An 18910-nucleotide genomic window follows, 5' to 3' on the forward strand; every position below is an offset into this window, starting at 1 on the left:
GCGACAACCCTAACCCGGAGATTTGCTCGCTTAAAAAGTTATTTAGTAAATGCCATAAAAGCAAATATTCCTTTATCGACAAGAACTTGAAAATTACTCCAAGATTGCTCACGAGCAATTTGGGCAAAAGTATCAATGTACTCGGGGTAATCATCAGCGCGTGGATGCTCCATCCGTGCCATAATCTCATCACTGGTGATTTCAGGGTTGCTTTCACCGATACGTGATTTCAATGCCTCCAACCATTCATCCCTTGTCTGATCCTGTTTGAGAACCCCATCAACCATTAACAAAAAACCATTAGGATTTAGTTTTTGTTTGCATGTAGCAATGAAATGGTTTTTATCGTGGAGGGACAAATGATGGACGGCATAACTTGTAAAAATCACATCCACTGGGTCTGATAAACGAGGAAGCGCGACCGTCATATTATCCGCAATAAACTCTTTTTTACACTTAAGTAAGGCAAGAGTTTTCTCTGCCATTTTTAAAACATCTGGTGCTGCGTCGATACCTATGTATTTTTCTATTGAAGTAGCTGCAAGTACAGAAACAACCGTACTGCTGTCACCACACCCAACATCCACAAAAGAAAAAGGGCGATTTCCTATATGAATCGAGAGAAATTTTTGTAATGCCTGCACCATTTCACGATGATATAAGGTATTATTTTTAATGGTGCTTTGATAACGTTGCCAATTCTCATTAAAGTATTCACTCGCAGTAGTCATAGCATATACCTATAAATTATGGGATAGAGAAATAATAGCAACGCTTATCATTTCGGTACACTAGAAATTTAAGGATAAATATGATTCAGATTGAACAAAAACAAACTAAGTGGTAAAATTCGACTCATTTGGTAGATATATGGCCCACATATGAATTATTTTTTTTCACTATTTCTCACTTTATTTTTCTCTGCGAGTTGTCTCGCTGGTATTAAAACCGAAGTAAGTTTACGAGATAAGATTGGTCAAATGCTTCTTGTAGGTTTTGATGGTAAACAAATTAACAATCAATCTCCAATAGTAAAAACAATTGAAGAACATAATATTGGCGGCGTCATTTTATTTGACTACAACTTCCGTACACAAACGTTTGACAAAAACATTGAAACCCCAGAACAAGTAAAAAAACTGAATCATGAACTCCAATATTTTGCGGAACAAGGTAATTTAAAACATCATCGACAGCAATTACCTCTATTAATTTCTGTAGATTATGAAGGTGGACAAGTCAATCGTTTAGGAAAGCAATATGGATTTCCATCGACTTTATCTGCAGCCGAAGTCGGTAAAAGAAGTGTTAAAGAAGCAGAAACTACTGCTGCACCCATGGCTCATACTCTAAAAATGGCGGAGTTTAACTTAGACTTTGCCCCAGAATTGGATGTAAATGTTAACCCTGATAATCCAGTTATTGGAAAAAAAGATCGAAGTTTTTCTAGTGATCCCAAACAAGTCACACGCTATGCAAATATTTACAGCCATCATTTCTTAAATCAAAAAATTCAATGTGCTTATAAACACTTTCCTGGACATGGCAGCTCTGTTAATGACTCACATCAAGGTTTTGTGGATGTTACCGATACTTGGCGAACTTATGAATTAGAACCCTTTAAACGCTTACTGAGTTCATCTGAGGCGTGTGGTGTCGTTATGACCGCACATATCGTGAACCGTCAATTAGATCCATCGGGATTGCCAGCAACGCTATCCCATAAAATATTAACAGATATTCTCCGTAATCAGCTCCATTTCCGCGGGGTTATTATCACTGATGACATGCAAATGAAGGCAATTAGCGATAATTATGGGCTGGAGCAAGCTTTAGTATTAGCTATCAATGCGGGTGCGGATATGCTGATGTTTGGTAATAATTTAACAGTTCCCTCACAAGATCCAGTTCAAGTCATTAATATCATTGAAGCCAAAGTTCAATCTGGAGAAATCAGCCAAGAACGAATAAATGAAGCCTATCAGCATATAGTAACGTTAAAAAAATCATTAAACTAAAAGGTCTATTGCAATGTAAATCAAGGCGCAGTGAAGTGAAATTTAGACCAGGGACTGCTAAATTTCACCCCCGCGCAATTTAACTCTCTAACCAGCTCGTTTAAATTGAATAGCAACATCGACATCCATACCAGGGGAAACAGTAAGTTTTCCTTTCGCGCTTCCTGAATTTTTTGAAAAAACACCGCTCAAGTTACCGTATTCTGTTTTAATGGTCACCGTTCCATTAACACAAATTCCACGCAGTTTCGTTGAATGATGTTGCGGACATATAAGACTTCCTGAACGCTTGTCTGCATTAACTTCAATAACAAAATGACCTGTACTATCTAAAGCTCCTACTGTTCCTGCTCCGTTATAGTTGCACTCCCCTATCAACCAATTAGAAGCCTTACCTGATCCAGCCCAATTTCCAGGAATATCTTCACAGTTACTTGAACCAGAATAAAAAGTAAAATCAGCATAGGATATGCTTGCGAAGGTCAGGGCAACAGCTGTAAATCCAATGAGCAGTTTTTGTTTCATTTATCATCCTTAAAGAAATAAAGCCATACAAACACAACTTGTTTGCGACTGGTTGAATTCGAAATGTATTATTACTTTATAAGATTATGAGTGCAATCAAAAAATCAGAACCAGGAAATAAACTCCAGGAGCAACTTGAGCTATTCACGCTCAAGCAATAATGCTCCTGTTTCCCCGACGCATTTTATGTCTTTGCGTTAGAAAATTGGATACGTGGCGATGAACATTCGTACACATACAAATATCGCGGCTTAGTCAATTTGTGAATTACGGGAATGATCTTATTATGAGATATTGTTGCCACAGATCGACATTGATTAAAAAATTGTTCTGGGCATTGTTTTGTATCTTTAAAATCAAAATAGTATATTTTAGCAATTTCTCCTTTGGAAATTGCCTCTAAAAATGCTTTATCCCAGTATTGATATTGATTGATGTCATTGCAAGGAATTGCATGAACAGACTCATTGGGCATAAAAAAATTCAACGCTGAAGCATTCGTATAATATCCGGCTACTATAGGCTGTCCTTTCTTTATGAGCTCGGGCTCATTAATTGCTTTTTGTAGTACCGTATAAAATTTCCCTTTTTTCATATAGGTTGCGATTGGCCATGAATTAACAACGATCACCACGAGGCTAAAGACTAAAAAAACTGGGTAGCAGATTTTAAAAAGACGGTGGTAATTATATTGTGTAATCAAATACCCTGTTGCTAAGGCAATGTTCATTCCTAGAGGTGTTAAGTAAATCGCACGGGCACTTCCACCCAACAGTGTTGATATAAACCAAAATAATAACCCTACAAATAATACTGCATAAGTCAGTTCCAAAACTGGGTTATTGGACGTAGTTTGATTTTTCCGATACTTATACCATCCAAATACAGTCAACAAGAGAAAGACTGAAAAATTGATGACTAATGTACTTATAAGCCTTAAGAGACTATGGGATATCGTAGTATGATTTTGAGTTTGACTGTGGAAATTTAATAAATAAGTAATTGAGATCCAATCATGCTGGATATTCCAATAGATAACAGGAGCGATCATTAAAATAATTATTAGGCAGGCTAAATAAAAATGTACATTTTTAAAAAGTTCCCGCTGCTTGGAAAAAATAACATACAAAAAAAGTCCCATCACACTGACAACAGCAGTATACTTAGATAAAACCATGGCTCCAATAAACAAAGCACATAGATACACATCAAGAATACGTTTGTATGAAATGTAACGCGCAAAAGAATAAAATGACAGAATAGTAAATAAATTCAATGGCGCATCGTATAGCACACGAACAAAAACACTTTCTGTGGTAGTAGGCAAAACAACCCATATTAGCGCACTAATTAATCCTGTCTGCTGATTGTGTAAGAGCGAACCGGTTTTGTATATATAATAAGCTCCTACAACCAAGCATAAAAAACCAATAATATTAATTGAAAAAAAGGTATCACCAAAAATTGCCCTAGAAATATGGAAGAAATAAGCGATCATGGGTGGCCCATCAAAATACGACCAAGCTAATTGTTTTCCCCAGGCGTAATAATAGAAACTGGTTACTGTTGGAATAATGAAAAACGTTGCAAGAAACAACAAACCAATATAAATAACTAGAAAAGGTTTTGTTACTTTTTCATTCCACATAAATCACCACGTTCCTTTATTTTAAATGATTGAGGTCCCATCAGGACATTATGAAAAATTGAATTTTATAATAACATAATAAACATTTAATGTGCATTATTCAGTGGATTCTCGGAGAGGAGTAGAGTAATTATCTTCTTATCATCTCCCCTCATCCGCCCTATGGGCACCTTCTCCCCAAGGGGAGAAGGGAAAGCTTTGTTTTCTTCACCTCGAATCCCTTCTCACATGATTGGGAGAGAGTTAGGGTGAAGGGAATTATCCACATCACCTACCCTTCTCCGCAGAGTTAGGTAAAATCTCTACAACATGCGCCAACCATTTTTTATTATCAGCTCTAATAATGGTATTGGTGCGTCCATAAATAAAATCATTTAAATTGCAATGAATCATTGATGCTAATGCACTGTCACATCTGACCTTATAATAAGCTCTATCTTGTGTAAGTATTTGCAGATGATACTTGACTAGCAATTTACCAAAAGGAGTATTCGTATGTAGTATTTCTTCTATCATACCTTTTGGCAGCTCATTAAAGTTCATCGTGATAAACGCTAATTCAACGACAATCACTTCTTTTTTTGTTTGTGCTAAATCAGGCTGATTTCTCTCTTTATTGCTATCAATAAACATTACAATGGCACGTTGATAAGTATTTTTAGCTGGCTCCTGAGCTGCAAAAATTGTTTTTATAATGGCACTGCGTGCATAATATTTTTCTATGCTTTTAGTCATTAAGGGTTGAGTCAATAACTCATTGTAGGGACTTGGCAATTGCGAAGAATCCACTTTTGTACCTATTTTATTGATTTCTGCAAGTTGATTTACCTTCAGTTGAATTTCTTTCGATTCAGGAGCTCCATTGACCGCAATGGCTTTAAAGAAAAGAACCATGCCCAGGAAAGGAAAGAATAGAAAAAGTTTCATTATTATCTTTATTAAAAATCTCATTTATACTCAGCCTGATATGTTGTAGTCTCAAATTGACTTAGTCACTGCACATTGCCTAATTTAAATCCAACTTCGTCCCTACTCTCAAGATTGGAGAAAACAGATAAACTTGGAGTACTATAGACAATTTCTGTATAAGAAAAACCAGTTACTTCCTGCTGATTATAACTTCCTGATACCTCGCAATATCCTTCCCAATAACCATGTTTTTCCTGCTCGGGAAAAGCGGCAACATTAGTAAATGACAGTCCAATACTGGGTATATTAATCCTGTATGTAGTGGGATAAAGAATTGATAATGCGGGATCAAGCCAATAATTTTCACGCACCACCTCCATATCTTGATAAGAAATAAATCGCTTTTCGCCAGAAGGAAGAATTACATTTGCTAACCCGCCAATAACATTGTTACCGTCAAAATTAAAAATAAGGAAGATATTGGCATCAATTCCATTATTCAGGCGCACTCCAAACCACTCCCAACCATTTGAATCAAGGTTGAAGTCCCCCCATTGATGATCCATCCAAGCATCACCAGGAGTTAGGTTTACTTGGTACGTCTTATCATTGAGTTTAAGCGTTCCTGTGGTTTTAAAATGGGGTATGGAATAATAATATGAATTGGTGTTATCAGCCATTGGCATCAGTCCGTTTTCATTGATTAAGAAAAACGATGCTTTTGGCTCCAGAATTAAATTGAATTTTAATTCCGTGTTATTTTGGCGTCCTTCGGCTTTTAACAAGTAAACCTCTTTCCCTTGTTGACCCTTTTTCTGTAAGCTGTAGTCATTTTTTACAAGAATGTTTAATTTTTCAGTATTAAATTTACCGTCATTAAGAAAATAGTCTTTAGCGACTCCATAGCCTATTTTATTGTCCAAATCAGCAAGTTGCATATGAAGCATGGGTTGGGTATAGACATGTCCTTTTACATTGATGGCGGCATTAAACAAAGCCACATCAAAGCTTAAATGTCTCCCCTCGTCAGTAACCAGTTTGCCATTGAAGTACCACCATTCAATCATCTTTGCAAATGAGTAAGGTATGTTTTGATGGTGTGCGGCCTCGTCCCTGGGAAAATCTAAAGGGAAATAAGGTAAATTGGCGTGAGCCATTGAAGTAAAGAGTCCTATTAACATCCATTTCATACGCATTATTAGTTCCTTTTAAATTGCAGAGGCGCATTTTAGGTGCGATGATATAAGATGTTGAAGTAAATTATCAATCCTGGATATTCATTTTATGTTAAATCATATTAGATGAGTAACTCCGCAGCCTTTAGCTGCGGAATCCGAGCTTACATTGAAAAGTAACTGTAACCGAACTCGTCGCTCTTTTCTTCCTCTTCGCTCTTTTCTTCTTCTTTCTTACTTGTATCTACGTTAACTTTTATTGGTCCTTCTTCCGGCTTTTGCTCGGTTTGTGGGCCAACATTTTCTTTCAGATCATTTTTTTCATTTAAACCTAGAGCCTCCAATATTGTTGCGAGTGCCATCATACGCATTAATTCAGGACTTGCATGGAGTGTCATAAACACTAAAGTGTTATCACTGAAATCTATAAGATGTAAATGTCCGTGGGGACAGACAAAAACTTCAGGACCACGTGGAGTAAAACCAAAGAGTGTATTTGTATTTCTTCGTTGCGCGTTATTTTTTGAGGCTTGTTCTTCTTCAGTAGGCTCCGTAGTTGGTTGCGAACTCTCTTCAGAAGTGTATTCATACCCTTCATCTTCGCTTGATTCGTAATTTTCCTCATCGCTCTCTTCAAAACTACTAGTCTCCTCAAAACTGCTTGCTTCTAGACTGTTTTCTTCAAAACTGCTTGCATCAAAGCTACTGTCCTGTGAGCTGTTTAAACTTTTTGCTTCTTCAGTTCTTTTTTCAACTTTGGGTGAGGCTGATGGTGTGTGAGGCATGTGACTGCTCCTTTAAAATTAATAATGAAATCCGATAATAAAAATACCTCTGAAAAGACCACGCATGGTAACGGTCATATCTTTTCATGGAAAAGTTTACAGTTAATTTACAAATTTTGGTAGAGCAAATGTACAAATTTAATTTATGCTTTGTATTAATTATTTTAGAAAAAAAACCTTAAAAACAAGACCAAGCAATTGATTTTAAATTAAATTTTTAATAATAAAATGCAGTTAAATTTTGACTAAACTAGCAATACTAGCTTACATTGATATGGAATTACGAACATCTAAGCCAAATATAAAAAAATGCCAGCTGGCATTAGTTTTACAATACCTATACTCACGCATTTTACACCTTAGAACATAAATTTATTTGAATCATCTCAATATGGATATATATTTAAAAAATGCCTAAATAGAAATAATGTAATGAGACCCTTCATGAATGCATACCAACAGTTAGAACAGCATTTTAAAAAGTATTATGATTTTGAAAATCTAGCAGCAATTGTTTCCTGGGATGAAGCATCAATGATGCCGCCTGGTGGAGGTAAAGCCCGAGCAGAGGCTTTAGCTACGTTAAGTGCTGTTCAACATGATTGGTTAACTAATAAAAAAGTTGGTGACTTGATTAAGCACGCAAAGGAGATTGACGGTTTATCATTATGGCAGCAAAAAAATCTTTATTGGATGGAAAAAGAGTATCTTCAGGCAACCTGTATTCCTGTAAATTTAGTCGAAGAATTTACTAATGAATCTTTAATTTGCGGCCAAGCGTGGCGGGAATTACGAGCAAAAAATGATTGGAAATCATTTAAACCGTACCTGGAAAAACTATTTCAAAAAGTAAAAACCATTGCTGAGATTAAATCACAAACGTTCAGTAAACCTATGCTGGATGTTTTAATTGACGAGTACTCCCCAGATTTAGATTGCAACACAATTACCTCAATTTTTAATTCATTAAAACAAGAATTGCCCAGGATTATTCCCAGTATCATTGAAAAACAAAAGACCAGACAAATCCAAAATTTTACAGGCAATTTCCCAATAGAAAAACAAAAGCAACTTGGTATGGAAATAATGACTCGTCTAGGATTTGATTTTAATCACGGACGACTTGATGTAAGCCATCATCCGTTCTGTGGGGGTATTTCCAGTGATGTTCGCATTACGACACGTTATAACGACCATGAGTTTTTATCATCCTTAATGGCAATTACCCATGAAACTGGCCATGCGCTTTATGAACAAGGTCTATCAAAAGAATGGAGCACACAACCGGTCGGCCATTCCTTAGGAATGGCTGTGCACGAAAGCCAATCCTTGTTTATAGAAATGCAAATTTGCAGAAGTCTCGAATACCTCCGTTTTCTTGAGCCCATAGCACAGAACTATTTTAAAGACGTAGAACATATCACTGCAGAAAATCTTTTTTATCATTACACTAAAGTACAACCAGGGTTAATCCGTGTTGATGCAGATGAAGTCACCTATCCTTTACATGTGATACTTCGTTATGAAATAGAACAACAATTGTTTTCTTCCGAGATTACTATTGCTGATTTGCCCGAGGTATGGGATTCCTCCATGCAAAAATATCTAGGTTTATCTACAAAAGGCGATGATAAAAATGGTGTGATGCAAGATGTTCATTGGCCATCTGGAATTTTTGGATACTTCCCCGCTTATACCTTTGGGGCATTAATTGCAGCTCAATTGTTTTCAGCCGTAAATAAATCCATTCCTGATCTTAAAGAGCAATTACAAGGCGGTAATTTCAAATCATTGGTGTCTTGGCTGAGGGAAAATATACATCAGAAAGGAAGGTTATTAACCTATCCAGAACTAATGCGTCAAGCAACAGGTGAAACATTAAATCCTGATTATTATTTTACACATATTAAAGAACGATATTTATAATATCCTAACTGGATTAAGAATTATGAATAAACGCAAAATGCAAAATAGTGCCGTCATTGCTGCAGCTTTAAGTGCTTCCCTTGTAGCGTTATATACAAATACTGATTGGCTGTCTGAAAAAAACCAAAAGGAAGAATTTGAGCGATGTTATGGCGTGGTACGTGTTAATAAAAATGATTGTGCCACTTCGAAACACTCTTGTGCCGCTCAAGCAACAAAAGACGGGGATCCCGAGGAATTCATCATGCTACCTAAAGGATTATGTGATCGCATCTTAGGAGAAAAGAGTGCTTAGCTATACTCAATTACCGCAACGTATCAGGGATGATATGAAAGCCCAGCAATATCGAAGCGAATTGCTGGTTGGAGGCGTCCAATTAGGGGTTATATTTTTATTCATGGTCATAGACTATTTAACACCTGTAGGTTATACCCCTAATGCATCAGTACATTCTACCACCTTGGGTTTATCATTATTTACTATTTTGATATTAACGCGATTATGGTTTGCTTATACAGATCAATTAACCCCTAAGGTACTTGGATTATTTGTAATCACTGAAATGTTCTTACTGCTGTTTGTTATTTGGACTTACTATCTACAATATGAAACCTCAGCAACAATTAATTTAAAAAATACCCACATCAATTATGTTTATATTTTGATTGCTCTTCGTGCGCTGCGTTTTGAACCAGAATGGGTATTACTTTCAGGCTTTACTGCAGTTATAGGTTGGACTGTTATTGTTTGGCAAACATTATCCAGCACAGGCATGAGCGTTATTACCTGGGACTATGTAACTTATGCCTCCACCCGAAGTGTGTATTTAGGTGCAATATTTGATGTACTTTTGTCTATTTCGTTAGTCACAGTGATTTTGGCATTAGTTTTGCGACGCGCCCAAAAGACACTTTTCCAGGCAGTAGCACAAACCAGTGCGGCTAAGGATCTTGCTCGCTTTTTTGACTTAAGTGTAGCTGAAAAAATCATTAACTCTGACTCAATATTACAAGCAGGTTATGGAGAAACACGCCATGCTGCAATTTTATTTACCGACATGCGCGGCTTTACCAAAGCATCGAAAACCCTTTCGCCAAGTGATTTGATCCAATTACTGGGAGAGTATCAACGTTTACTCGTGCCCATTATTCAAAAACATAATGGCACGATTGATAAGTTTATGGGAGATGGCATCATGGCAAGTTTTGGTGCTGTCACTCCTTCAAATACTTATGCAGCAGATGCTTTAAGAGCGGTAGATGAAATTCTTGCCATGCTGGCAGTATGGAATGAAACACGTAGAGCAAATGGAAATTTTGTCCTTGATGTAGGCATGGGATTGGCAGTAGGTGAGCTCGTTTTTGGGGTTATTGGTAATGCAGACCGGCTTGAATATACGGTGATCGGTGAAACTGCAAATTTAGCCGCTAAATTAGAAAAACACAATAAAGCAGAACACTCAAAAGCATTAACTACTGCGTCTACACTAGCTGAAGCGCTAAAACAAAACTATAAAAGTAAAACACAAAAAATAGAACGTAAATCCAGAAATGTTGCAGGAGTTGATGACCCTATGGATTTAGTCGTTTTAGCTAAGTAACCATCCCTACTTAGCCAAGATACTACCAAGCTCTCTAAGAGAGAGATATTTCAACTCAAGCATTTCCACAATAAATGATTTTTTAACATAAATTGTAAGCCAGCAACCAAATCAAAATCAGGGTTTATTTTGCATATATATTCATAGGATTGCATTAAATGGGTCCGATTTTGGAGGCATACGAGCCAATGAAACAGATCTTTGGAAATCCAATGAGTCACCACCTGACAGTTTTGGCGAGCAATTACTGCATAGGAAGGTATGTGTTGTAAATCTATAACCTTGTTATCATCTGAATGCTCAATGAACTCAATAATTTCTTTTAATGAATAAAGTGATGAAAATAAGTACACTGATGGATTAAAAACCAAACGCACCTCTCCCGAGTGCTCCAACTTTTTTTGTAATTTCACTGGATTAAGAATTTTGAACTCTAAGGCACGATAACTTTTATGTTTCAACCATTCTAATTGGGCTATATCTTTCAAATAAACAAGATGTTGAATTGAATTGATTTCTTGTAAAAATCCAGGGAAATTTGTCCCCCAATCATCAAGACAATTGGTAGTAGGCAAATTCATTTCTTTTTGACAAAACATAGAAGCGATTTGATTGGCACATTCCTTCCCTATCAGCTTCCAAATTGAGGGATAAGTGATTTCTAGTGCACGGCATAAATTCTGCATAATATTGTTTCGATAGATGCTGAACCTAAATTCCGGGTTTATTTGATTTTGGCAGATGTGTTTCATCAGTTCATTATTGTTTTGATGAAACACTGCATGAGTAAAATCATTCTGTATTTGCTTTATTGTTAATATATTTGACTGATTTTCTTGCTTCATTCAGTAAAACCTCCAAATCAGGTAGATCTGCATCCCACTCCATCAACGTTGGAACAGGGCCAATGCGATCTACAGCATATCGATATAATTCCCATACTTCCTCACATACAGGTCCATCATGGGTATCTAAAAGCAAACTATTTTTTTCATCAAACATATGAGATGAATGTCCAGCCAAGTGAATTTCTTGTACTTTTTCATAAGGAATTGATTGGATGTATTGATAAGGATCCCAACCATGATTAAAACAAGAAACATAAATATTATTTACATCCAGTAAAATTTGAGCTCCAGTGCGTTTAACTAACTCCGCTAAAAACTCCCCCTCTGAGTAGCTTGATGTTCGATACTCCAAATAAGAAGATGGGTTTTCAATAAGCAATACTCTTTGTAAATAATTTTGAGCTTCATCAATATGATTCGCAATCATCACTAAACTTTCTTCATTATAGGGAATAGGTAACAAATCAGGTAAATAGGCACGTTCGGTATTGCTCCAAGATAAATGATCTGAAAGTAGAACTGGCTCAAAACGCTTAACCAATGTTTTAATTCGTTTTAAATGATTTTTGCATAGTCCCTGAACAGAGCCTAAAGATAATCCTACACCATGAAAACTTATAGGATAAATCTCACCTATAGCAGATAAAATATCTAATAATGGGCCTCCATCGCTCATAAAGTGCTCCGTATGCACTTCCAGCCAATCAATTTTAGGCTTTTGCAAAACAATTTGTGCATAATGAGGAGGTCTTAAACCAATACCTATCCTATCACCACTGATCAACATAGTTATTTAAAATCGCGTTTTTAATTAATTGAAACGTAATATTCATCCTCCCTCGCTTTCGCGAGAGAGAAAAAGAATCTTAAATCGAATAATTCTTGGAACCATTCACCAGTTTTATAAATTGCTGCAACTCACATGTGCTTCCACCACAGGCTGGAATTGAAACAGGAGTACCATTATAGGTGATTTTTACCAAATAATAATTGGCATCATGTTCATAGAGTGAGAAATTTAGATTGGAAGCATACGGCGGTGCGATTTGCAAAGGAGATCCTAAAAAGCTCAATGCACTCGCAATAGTCGTATCATGTGCTGATAATAAAACGTATTTAAGCTTGGATTTTTTCAGGCTACCGCTATTGAGATAATTGGCGATATTGGTCATTAGTTTGGAACTGTAGACAGCTGCCACTTCTTGAGGTTTTTCTTGTGCCATAAAAGCCCAGTTACTGACATTAATGATTGTTTCGATATCTTGATTACTCAATCCAATGGGCATCGGTGCGTTATGTATTTGATGAATGTATAAAGCATCGCCTAATAACTCAAGATTAGCCAAGTTTTTAATTTGAATCCCTGTCAAAGCACTCCAAAGAGGGTATTTATCCTTGAGCTCATTATTTTTTTGTTGCCATTCTGTCGTAGAGTACACATATTGTTCCATTAATTTGGCTCGTTCTGCGGAACTTATCTGCTGAATAATCACCTCATCATATTTAGATGGGGCACTAAAAACAGGAATGGGCTGGAAAGCGTAAGGCAACGCTGGAAGAGAAGATTCTGTCGTATTGGGACCTGTCCCAGGCGGATACAATCCCATTAATAACGATTGAGCGCTCATTAGGGTGCGTTCATAATCAGTGGAGCGCACATACATTGTTCCATGCTCGTAGTACTCAGGCAATAAATGGGTTTGCTCAATATATTTTTTACGGAACTGCATGCCCATTTTATATTCTTGTTGCATGCCTTCTGCAGTTAGCTGACCTGGGCCTTCTTGCCATTGGTAATTTACAGCTGCAAGCGGAACAATAGGTGTCCTATCACCATGCCGAATAATATCAACAGCAAAAATCAGGGTATCATCTGCAAATAATAGAGTTGGCAGACTCAGTAATAATGCAACGCTTAAACGAAATTTGTAGCCCATTTCTCATACTCCTTATTAAGAATATACTCATAGTCAAATGGAGGTTGTATAACGCTTCTTCATCGGTTTTAGATTTGCACTATGATGAGTATGCACGCAAAAATCAAGATTTTATTTTCGAGACTCTATTTATAAATCAGCTGTTTCAGTTCTTTAAATGCTTTTTTTGAATTTTTAAAAAACTACAATAAAAACAATAGCTAGTAGTTCTATTTACCCTGGCAAAATTCTTACATCGATGTAAAATGATTTGGCGATTAGATAAAACAGCTGAAATGCCAGGAGTTAAAGTGAACGGATTCAAATATATTTTTTTATTGATTAGTCTCTGGCTAATAGGGGAAACTACTTCTACAGCGGGTGAATCATCATATAGCACACTTCATATTGTTACTCCAAATAAATCGTTCACCTTAACTCGAGATGAATTGCTATCCCATCGAGACCTAACCCAAGTAACGATCAATAATGACCGCGCTTATCCAAACAAAGTCATGCACCACAAAGCCATCCCTTTATGCAAGTTACTGGCTTCCTTGCATATAGGAAAACAAGATATCATCGAACTCATAGCCAAAGATAATTTTCATGTCTATGTTCCCGCACATAAAATTATGGATTGTAGTAAGAATGCATCCATAGCAATGCTGGCTATAGAACCTAAATCAAGATGGCCAATAATTGACAATCACACCGGTCTTACAGCTGGACCTTATGAGATTATTTGGCTTTATCCTGAGCGCTCCTATATATCACCAGAATATTGGGCATGGAGTGTTACTTCCATAAAAGTTACCCCCGAACTCAATTACCTACATGTCCTTAGCCCTCCCAAAACAACAAACGCATCGATTGCTAATGGGTACAAAATTTATATTAGCCATTGTGAGGGTTGCCACAGGATAAATAAGGTGGGAAAAAGCGATATCGGACCAGACTTGAATTGCCCCAAAAATCCGTTGGATTATTATCCTGATATCACTCAATTGAAAAAATTTATTCGCGATCCAAAATCAGTTCGCTCTCTCCCACAAGGCCGGATGACAGGCTCAGATAAACAGTCTTTATCTGATAAAGACATGGATGATTTAATTAAATTTTTCTCATATATGAATACAAAAAAACAATGTTAACGGCTAAAAGGATTCAGACTCATTCACTGATTGCATTGACAAGCCTTTTTTAACATTCTAGAGTTTAACTATATAAAATACGGATATACAACATGAAGCTTTTAAAGCACATTGTTTTTATAATCCTATTAGCAAGTCATTTCGTTGCTTATGGTAGTTCCCTTGCTGTAGGCGTTTTGAAATTTGCTCCCCCTTTTTCATCAACCGACAGCGACAATCATTATTTTGGTTTTAGTGTCGACCTTATGGATGAAATATGCAAACGCATTGCTACAACGTGTATCTATAAACCAACTGATTTAGATTCACAATTTAAAGATCTTAATGCGGGTTTTATTGACATTACTTTTTTACCGAGTCCACTTCCTTCAACTGAACCAACCGATTACGTATTCAGTCTGCCTTATATAACAAGTAATGGACAGTTTATGTCATTAAAAAATTCAAATATCAATTCAATCAACGATATTAAAAACAAAAAAATTGGTGCACTTCAGGCAACTTTTATCCAATACAATGTGTTACCTAATTATACTTCGAAACAAAATATCAAAGCCTATTCCACAATCACATCATTAATAGATGCCCTTAACAGTCGTGATATTGATGCAGCATTGGTCAATGAGAATGTTGCTAAATATCTGCTGAATAATACGCTACAAGGATTTCAACTGGTAGGAAAACCGATTGTGATAGGTAACGGATATGGAATAATTGCGCTTAGAAAGAATGCCCCTATAATTGATAGAATTAATAAAGCCTTATTAGAAATAGAAACCGATGGAACCTATTTAACTATTTATAATAAATATTTTGGCGATTAAACAGCCCTCAAAATCAATTGTAATCCAATGCTAAGGTACTCGTAAATAAGCTCTATCCTTCTGTCAAATAATCTTTAACCCATTGAAAAAAATATCAACTTTTATTGATCTAAGATAAGTAATCAACTTAAGATAAACACTAAAATGAATATCTGAAAATGGATTTGAAGATGCGAATATTTAAAACTACTTTGCCCCAGCTTTGTATGGTTGTGGTTGTTTTTCTATTCCTTACAGTATGCCATGCAAGTAGACCAGTATGGACTTTTGCACCGGATCCCAACTATCCACCCCAAATTTATATAACACCGATAGGAACAGCGACAATCAAATATACGGTAACCAATCAATCGCACAAAACACACACTTTATCTATGAAACACATTAAGGGGGTTACCCAAGTCACTTCAGCCGGGAATTGCCCTAACCCATTTAAATTGAATTATCATCAATCCTGTACACTTAATTTGCTTGTGAATGGAAGCAAATTACCTGGCCATATCAAAGATGGTCCTATTGTATGTGAACAAAGAAATGGACTGGAGTGTTATCGCCCAGGCTTAGCTAACATTTTAAATATTACTTTAATTCCTGTGACAAAATATTTGATTTCACCAACTGCTGGCGCACATGGAACAATTAAACCCAATACGCCCCAAACGGTGATCGCAGGAAGTAATTTGACTTTTATAGCAAAGCCAGATGCGGGTTACCAAGTTGATGAATGGTTGATGGACGGAGGCACCGCACAAAAGGGTGGAACAACATTCACACTATTTAATATTGATAGCAATCATACAGTAGAAGTTACATTTACACGTGCAGGGATAGTATATGCAGGGACTGCTAGCGGTTCTGTTTATTTTTCTATTAAGAATGGTTTAACTTGGACTGCTACACCAACCGTACCATCGCCGGGTAATACCGTGAATGGGATATTCGTAACACCAACTACTTTATACGTAGGAAGTGCCGATGGTAAAGTTTACTATTCAACGAATAATGGTACTTTTTGGAGCGCTACCACCGCACCAGGTACTTCAGCAGTAAATAGTGTCTCTGTTACAACTACAGCAAAAATTTATGTTGGAACTCAAGAGGGAAAAGTTTACTATTCGAACGACAAGGGAACTACTTGGGTATCTACCGCAACAAATCCAGGTACTGGAGCCATCAACAGTATATTTTTAACCCCCTCTACTATTTATATAGGAAGTGACGATGGCAATGTCTATTATTCAATAAATAATGGCGCTACCTGGAATAGAATCAGTGGTCCAGAATCAAGTATTCCAGTTCCCATCCAAAATGTTTTTGCTACAAGTAGCCAACTTTATGTTAATACTCGGCAAACCTCAACGAATAGTACCTTACCACCTGGTACCATCAATTTTGAATATGCCTATTTCGCTAACACCTTAACCCATTCAAATCCCATGTGGACTCTTTTATCCCAAATAACGTACACCTTGTTCGTTAATGCAGATGCCACCGTGATCCATGCAGGAACTCAGAATGGTCATGTATTTTCTTTAACCACTGGGGATGATTTGGGATTTATCACATATAGTCCGATTACTAGTCTATTTTTTTTCGGATAACATAGGGAGATAATTCATGTTGAAACTTGAAAAAGTAGTATTTCTTTTATTGTCATTTGGTTTTGTGACAACAACTCCCTATGCAAAGCAAGCAACTGACTTATCGAGCTTGCCTAGCCCCGGAATAAACTTACTCAATCAGGCCACCCTGATTCGACCTATGGATTCTAATATAAAAATTTCATTTATAGCGAGATTAAAAATACGCAATCAAGCAGAGTTAGATAAGCTTGTTCAAGATGTTTATGACCCAAATAGTTCTCGCTATCAACAATTTTTAACTTCCGCTCTTTATGAAGAGGAGTTTGCACCTAATAAAGAAGCAGAAGAGGCAGTACAACGATTTTTCTCTTCTCAAGGAATGCAAACCCGTATTGTTAATCATAGTATTCAAATCACTGGTACAGTAGCACAAATTGAACAAGCGCTTCACGTGCAAATAAACTATTATCAGTATCAAAATAAACTCGTTTATGCCAATACAAACAAACCCAAAATAAATTCGGAGATTGCTCAATATATTGCCGAAATTACGGGGCTTAGCACCATTCCTGAATTTCATGCAAACATAGAAAGTATTAAAAATAAAAAGGATGAAGTTCATGATTTAAATTTTATGTGGAATGCTTTTACTCCTTTTGCAATTCCTACAGATATTTCATTACAAGGGTTCACCGGTGAGCATTTGCAAAAGAGTTATAATCTGAAAAACCTTCCTCTTATTAATGGCAAACATCTCGATGGGACAGGACAAACCCTTGTGATTGTTGATTCGTGCGGTACGAATAGACCAGAGGAAATTTTAAGGGATGCAAATAAATATTTTAAAGAAAACAAGATAAAACCCTTTGTAATTTCAGGACCATCCAGGAATTTTGCAATCATTAATCCTGATGGAACTCCATTTACACACTGCCCTAATGCCTCATCTTCGAGTCATGAAATCTTCCTGGATATTGAGGCTTCTCATACACTAGCGCCTGGAGATAATACAGTTCTGGTATTAGGTAAAAATCAAAAGACGATATTAACCGAGGTGATCAATAATCTGATTAAGAATAAACATACCATTGCAGGTTTTTCTAATGCCTACGTTATTTCTAATAGCTGGGGTGGCGAAGAAACTTTAGATACTTCACTCGAACAAACTTTAAAATTAGCTGCTGCAGCAGGAATCAGTGTTAATTTTTCTTCCGGTGATTGTGGAGACTTTACCTACAGCACCCAAAAAAAATGTACTGGGACTTGGCCCTCTCCCCCAAAAGTTAATTATCCCGCCAGTTCTGCTTATGCTACTGCTGTCGGAGCGACTGCTTTGTTCGTAGATAAAAAATACCGCTATGCATTTGAAACCGTCTGGGGATCAGTTAAAGCATCTAAAGGTAGCTATGTTTATGATGGTGGAACTGGTGGAGGCATTAGCAAGTTTTATGGTCCAGTTAGGTGGCAGAAGTCCATTAGCAATTTCACTGCGGGTGGTTATGGAGTTATTAGTAACTTCGGAAGTCGCCGTGCATTACCTGATATTGCGATGCTAGGTGACCCACAAACGGGACTACTGATTATTGCGGATGGAGCACAAATTCAGGATGGAGGCACAAGCTTGGCATGTCCTTTATTCTCAGCCACTTTAATCTTAGTAAATCAAGCACGTAGTTTACTAAATAAAGGAACACCTATAGGCCAAGCAGCGCCTTATTTGTATCAAATGAATCATGTTTTACTCGACAACGGAGCAATTAATCTTATTATTCCGCCAGCCCTTATAATCAGTGGTGCAACACCCCCACCCTCTACAATAATTCAAGGCAGTCCTCCCCCGGCCTCTGCATTTACTATTAAGAACAAAACTTTTGGATGGGATTCATCACTTACTCTGGAACCTGAAGATCAATATTGGAATGATGGGGTTGGTATAGGTTCACCAAATATTCCAAATTTTGTTTTAACTATGGCGAATATGTAGCAGCCATGCACTAC

At 36.8% G+C, this 18910-nt stretch carries 17 protein-coding genes; 8 read left to right on the forward strand and 9 right to left on the reverse strand.

The window, feature by feature from the left end:
- Nucleotides 1-38: 38 nt before the first annotated feature.
- The gene (locus ACWTEW_RS38300; protein ID WP_454783221.1) at nucleotides 39-731 is read right to left on the reverse strand and encodes a class I SAM-dependent methyltransferase; all 693 of its coding nucleotides are present in this window, start codon (nucleotides 729-731) and stop codon (nucleotides 39-41) included.
- 150 nt (nucleotides 732-881) lie between these two features.
- Between ACWTEW_RS38300 and ACWTEW_RS38305 the strand changes: the two genes are divergently transcribed.
- Nucleotides 882-2018 carry a glycoside hydrolase family 3 protein gene (locus ACWTEW_RS38305; RefSeq protein ID WP_454783222.1) on the forward strand — a complete coding sequence of 379 codons (1137 nt, stop codon included), beginning with the start codon at nucleotides 882-884 and terminating at the stop codon, nucleotides 2016-2018.
- An 87-nt stretch (nucleotides 2019-2105) separates the two neighbouring features.
- Here the strand turns inward: ACWTEW_RS38305 and ACWTEW_RS38310 are convergent, their stop codons facing one another.
- The 5 genes from ACWTEW_RS38310 to ACWTEW_RS38330 all read right to left on the reverse strand — a co-directional run bounded on the left by ACWTEW_RS38310 (nucleotide 2106) and on the right by ACWTEW_RS38330 (nucleotide 7060).
- Nucleotides 2106-2543 carry a hypothetical protein gene (locus tag ACWTEW_RS38310; RefSeq protein WP_454783223.1) on the reverse strand — a complete coding sequence of 146 codons (438 nt, stop codon included), beginning with the start codon at nucleotides 2541-2543 and terminating at the stop codon, nucleotides 2106-2108.
- Nucleotides 2544-2727: 184 nt separating this feature from the next.
- Nucleotides 2728-4191, reverse strand: a complete 1464-nt coding sequence (locus ACWTEW_RS38315; protein WP_454783224.1) for an ArnT family glycosyltransferase — start codon at nucleotides 4189-4191, stop codon at nucleotides 2728-2730.
- Between the two features lie 267 nt (nucleotides 4192-4458).
- Nucleotides 4459-5142 carry a hypothetical protein gene (locus tag ACWTEW_RS38320; protein WP_454783225.1) on the reverse strand — a complete coding sequence of 228 codons (684 nt, stop codon included), beginning with the start codon at nucleotides 5140-5142 and terminating at the stop codon, nucleotides 4459-4461.
- Between the two features lie 41 nt (nucleotides 5143-5183).
- Nucleotides 5184-6296, reverse strand: coding sequence for a lipocalin-like domain-containing protein (locus ACWTEW_RS38325; RefSeq protein WP_454783226.1), 1113 nt, complete (start codon nucleotides 6294-6296; stop codon nucleotides 5184-5186).
- 143 nt (nucleotides 6297-6439) lie between these two features.
- Nucleotides 6440-7060, reverse strand: a complete 621-nt coding sequence (locus ACWTEW_RS38330) for a hypothetical protein (RefSeq protein ID WP_454783227.1) — start codon at nucleotides 7058-7060, stop codon at nucleotides 6440-6442.
- Nucleotides 7061-7504: 444 nt separating this feature from the next.
- On the opposite strand from ACWTEW_RS38330, the gene ACWTEW_RS38335 reads away from it, so the two are divergent.
- From ACWTEW_RS38335 to ACWTEW_RS38345, 3 genes are read left to right on the forward strand one after another with little or no spacing between them, the layout of a single operon-like run.
- Nucleotides 7505-8986: a carboxypeptidase M32 gene (locus ACWTEW_RS38335; protein ID WP_454783228.1), complete on the forward strand. Its 1482-nt coding sequence runs from the start codon at nucleotides 7505-7507 to the stop codon at nucleotides 8984-8986.
- Nucleotides 8987-9008: 22 nt separating this feature from the next.
- The gene (locus ACWTEW_RS38340) at nucleotides 9009-9281 is read left to right on the forward strand and encodes a BufA1 family periplasmic bufferin-type metallophore (protein ID WP_454783229.1); all 273 of its coding nucleotides are present in this window, start codon (nucleotides 9009-9011) and stop codon (nucleotides 9279-9281) included.
- The gene (locus ACWTEW_RS38345) at nucleotides 9274-10587 is read left to right on the forward strand and encodes an adenylate/guanylate cyclase domain-containing protein (RefSeq protein WP_454783230.1); all 1314 of its coding nucleotides are present in this window, start codon (nucleotides 9274-9276) and stop codon (nucleotides 10585-10587) included. Before ACWTEW_RS38340 ends, ACWTEW_RS38345 begins: the two co-directional genes overlap by 8 nt.
- 50 nt (nucleotides 10588-10637) lie before the next feature.
- On the opposite strand, the gene ACWTEW_RS38350 is transcribed toward ACWTEW_RS38345, so the two are convergent.
- The 3 genes from ACWTEW_RS38350 to ACWTEW_RS38360 all read right to left on the reverse strand — a co-directional run bounded on the left by ACWTEW_RS38350 (nucleotide 10638) and on the right by ACWTEW_RS38360 (nucleotide 13372).
- Entirely contained in the window at nucleotides 10638-11432 is a 795-nt protein-coding gene (locus ACWTEW_RS38350) for an HvfC/BufC N-terminal domain-containing protein (protein ID WP_454783231.1), read from the reverse strand.
- Nucleotides 11380-12222, reverse strand: a complete 843-nt coding sequence (gene bufB / locus ACWTEW_RS38355; RefSeq protein WP_454783232.1) for an MNIO family bufferin maturase — start codon at nucleotides 12220-12222, stop codon at nucleotides 11380-11382. The genes ACWTEW_RS38350 and bufB overlap by 53 nt, the downstream gene beginning before the upstream one ends.
- Before the next feature lie 79 nt (nucleotides 12223-12301).
- The gene (locus ACWTEW_RS38360) at nucleotides 12302-13372 is read right to left on the reverse strand and encodes a histidine phosphatase family protein (RefSeq protein ID WP_454783233.1); all 1071 of its coding nucleotides are present in this window, start codon (nucleotides 13370-13372) and stop codon (nucleotides 12302-12304) included.
- Between the two features lie 245 nt (nucleotides 13373-13617).
- Here ACWTEW_RS38360 and ACWTEW_RS38365 point away from each other — a divergent pair, with 245 nt between their 5' ends.
- The 4 genes from ACWTEW_RS38365 to ACWTEW_RS38380 all read left to right on the forward strand — a co-directional run bounded on the left by ACWTEW_RS38365 (nucleotide 13618) and on the right by ACWTEW_RS38380 (nucleotide 18896).
- Nucleotides 13618-14505, forward strand: coding sequence for a c-type cytochrome (locus ACWTEW_RS38365; RefSeq protein ID WP_454783234.1), 888 nt, complete (start codon nucleotides 13618-13620; stop codon nucleotides 14503-14505).
- A 92-nt stretch (nucleotides 14506-14597) separates the two neighbouring features.
- Complete coding sequence (locus ACWTEW_RS38370; protein ID WP_454783235.1) at nucleotides 14598-15329, forward strand: transporter substrate-binding domain-containing protein; 732 nt, start codon at nucleotides 14598-14600, stop codon at nucleotides 15327-15329.
- A 170-nt stretch (nucleotides 15330-15499) separates the two neighbouring features.
- The gene (locus tag ACWTEW_RS38375; protein WP_454783236.1) at nucleotides 15500-16930 is read left to right on the forward strand and encodes a WD40/YVTN/BNR-like repeat-containing protein; all 1431 of its coding nucleotides are present in this window, start codon (nucleotides 15500-15502) and stop codon (nucleotides 16928-16930) included.
- A 16-nt stretch (nucleotides 16931-16946) separates the two neighbouring features.
- Nucleotides 16947-18896 (forward strand): S53 family peptidase, encoded by a 1950-nt coding sequence (locus ACWTEW_RS38380; protein ID WP_454783237.1) that lies wholly within the window; start codon nucleotides 16947-16949, stop codon nucleotides 18894-18896.
- Nucleotides 18897-18910: the final 14 nt, after the last annotated feature.

The sequence above is a fragment of the Legionella stuttgartensis genome (assembly GCF_977063405.2).

Coding starts and splice junctions, on each gene's coding strand:
- ACWTEW_RS38300 (WP_454783221.1), bottom strand. CDS start 731: ATGACTACTGCGAGTGAATACTTTAATGAGAATTGGCAACGTTATCAA.
- ACWTEW_RS38305 (WP_454783222.1), top strand. CDS start 882: ATGAATTATTTTTTTTCACTATTTCTCACTTTATTTTTCTCTGCGAGT.
- ACWTEW_RS38310 (WP_454783223.1), bottom strand. CDS start 2,543: ATGAAACAAAAACTGCTCATTGGATTTACAGCTGTTGCCCTGACCTTC.
- ACWTEW_RS38315 (WP_454783224.1), bottom strand. CDS start 4,191: ATGTGGAATGAAAAAGTAACAAAACCTTTTCTAGTTATTTATATTGGT.
- ACWTEW_RS38320 (WP_454783225.1), bottom strand. CDS start 5,142: ATGAGATTTTTAATAAAGATAATAATGAAACTTTTTCTATTCTTTCCT.
- ACWTEW_RS38325 (WP_454783226.1), bottom strand. CDS start 6,296: ATGCGTATGAAATGGATGTTAATAGGACTCTTTACTTCAATGGCTCAC.
- ACWTEW_RS38330 (WP_454783227.1), bottom strand. CDS start 7,060: ATGCCTCACACACCATCAGCCTCACCCAAAGTTGAAAAAAGAACTGAA.
- ACWTEW_RS38335 (WP_454783228.1), top strand. CDS start 7,505: ATGAATGCATACCAACAGTTAGAACAGCATTTTAAAAAGTATTATGAT.
- ACWTEW_RS38340 (WP_454783229.1), top strand. CDS start 9,009: ATGAATAAACGCAAAATGCAAAATAGTGCCGTCATTGCTGCAGCTTTA.
- ACWTEW_RS38350 (WP_454783231.1), bottom strand. CDS start 11,432: ATGAAGCAAGAAAATCAGTCAAATATATTAACAATAAAGCAAATACAG.
- bufB (WP_454783232.1), bottom strand. CDS start 12,222: ATGTTGATCAGTGGTGATAGGATAGGTATTGGTTTAAGACCTCCTCAT.
- ACWTEW_RS38360 (WP_454783233.1), bottom strand. CDS start 13,372: ATGGGCTACAAATTTCGTTTAAGCGTTGCATTATTACTGAGTCTGCCA.
- ACWTEW_RS38365 (WP_454783234.1), top strand. CDS start 13,618: ATGATTTGGCGATTAGATAAAACAGCTGAAATGCCAGGAGTTAAAGTG.
- ACWTEW_RS38370 (WP_454783235.1), top strand. CDS start 14,598: ATGAAGCTTTTAAAGCACATTGTTTTTATAATCCTATTAGCAAGTCAT.
- ACWTEW_RS38375 (WP_454783236.1), top strand. CDS start 15,500: ATGCGAATATTTAAAACTACTTTGCCCCAGCTTTGTATGGTTGTGGTT.
- ACWTEW_RS38380 (WP_454783237.1), top strand. CDS start 16,947: ATGTTGAAACTTGAAAAAGTAGTATTTCTTTTATTGTCATTTGGTTTT.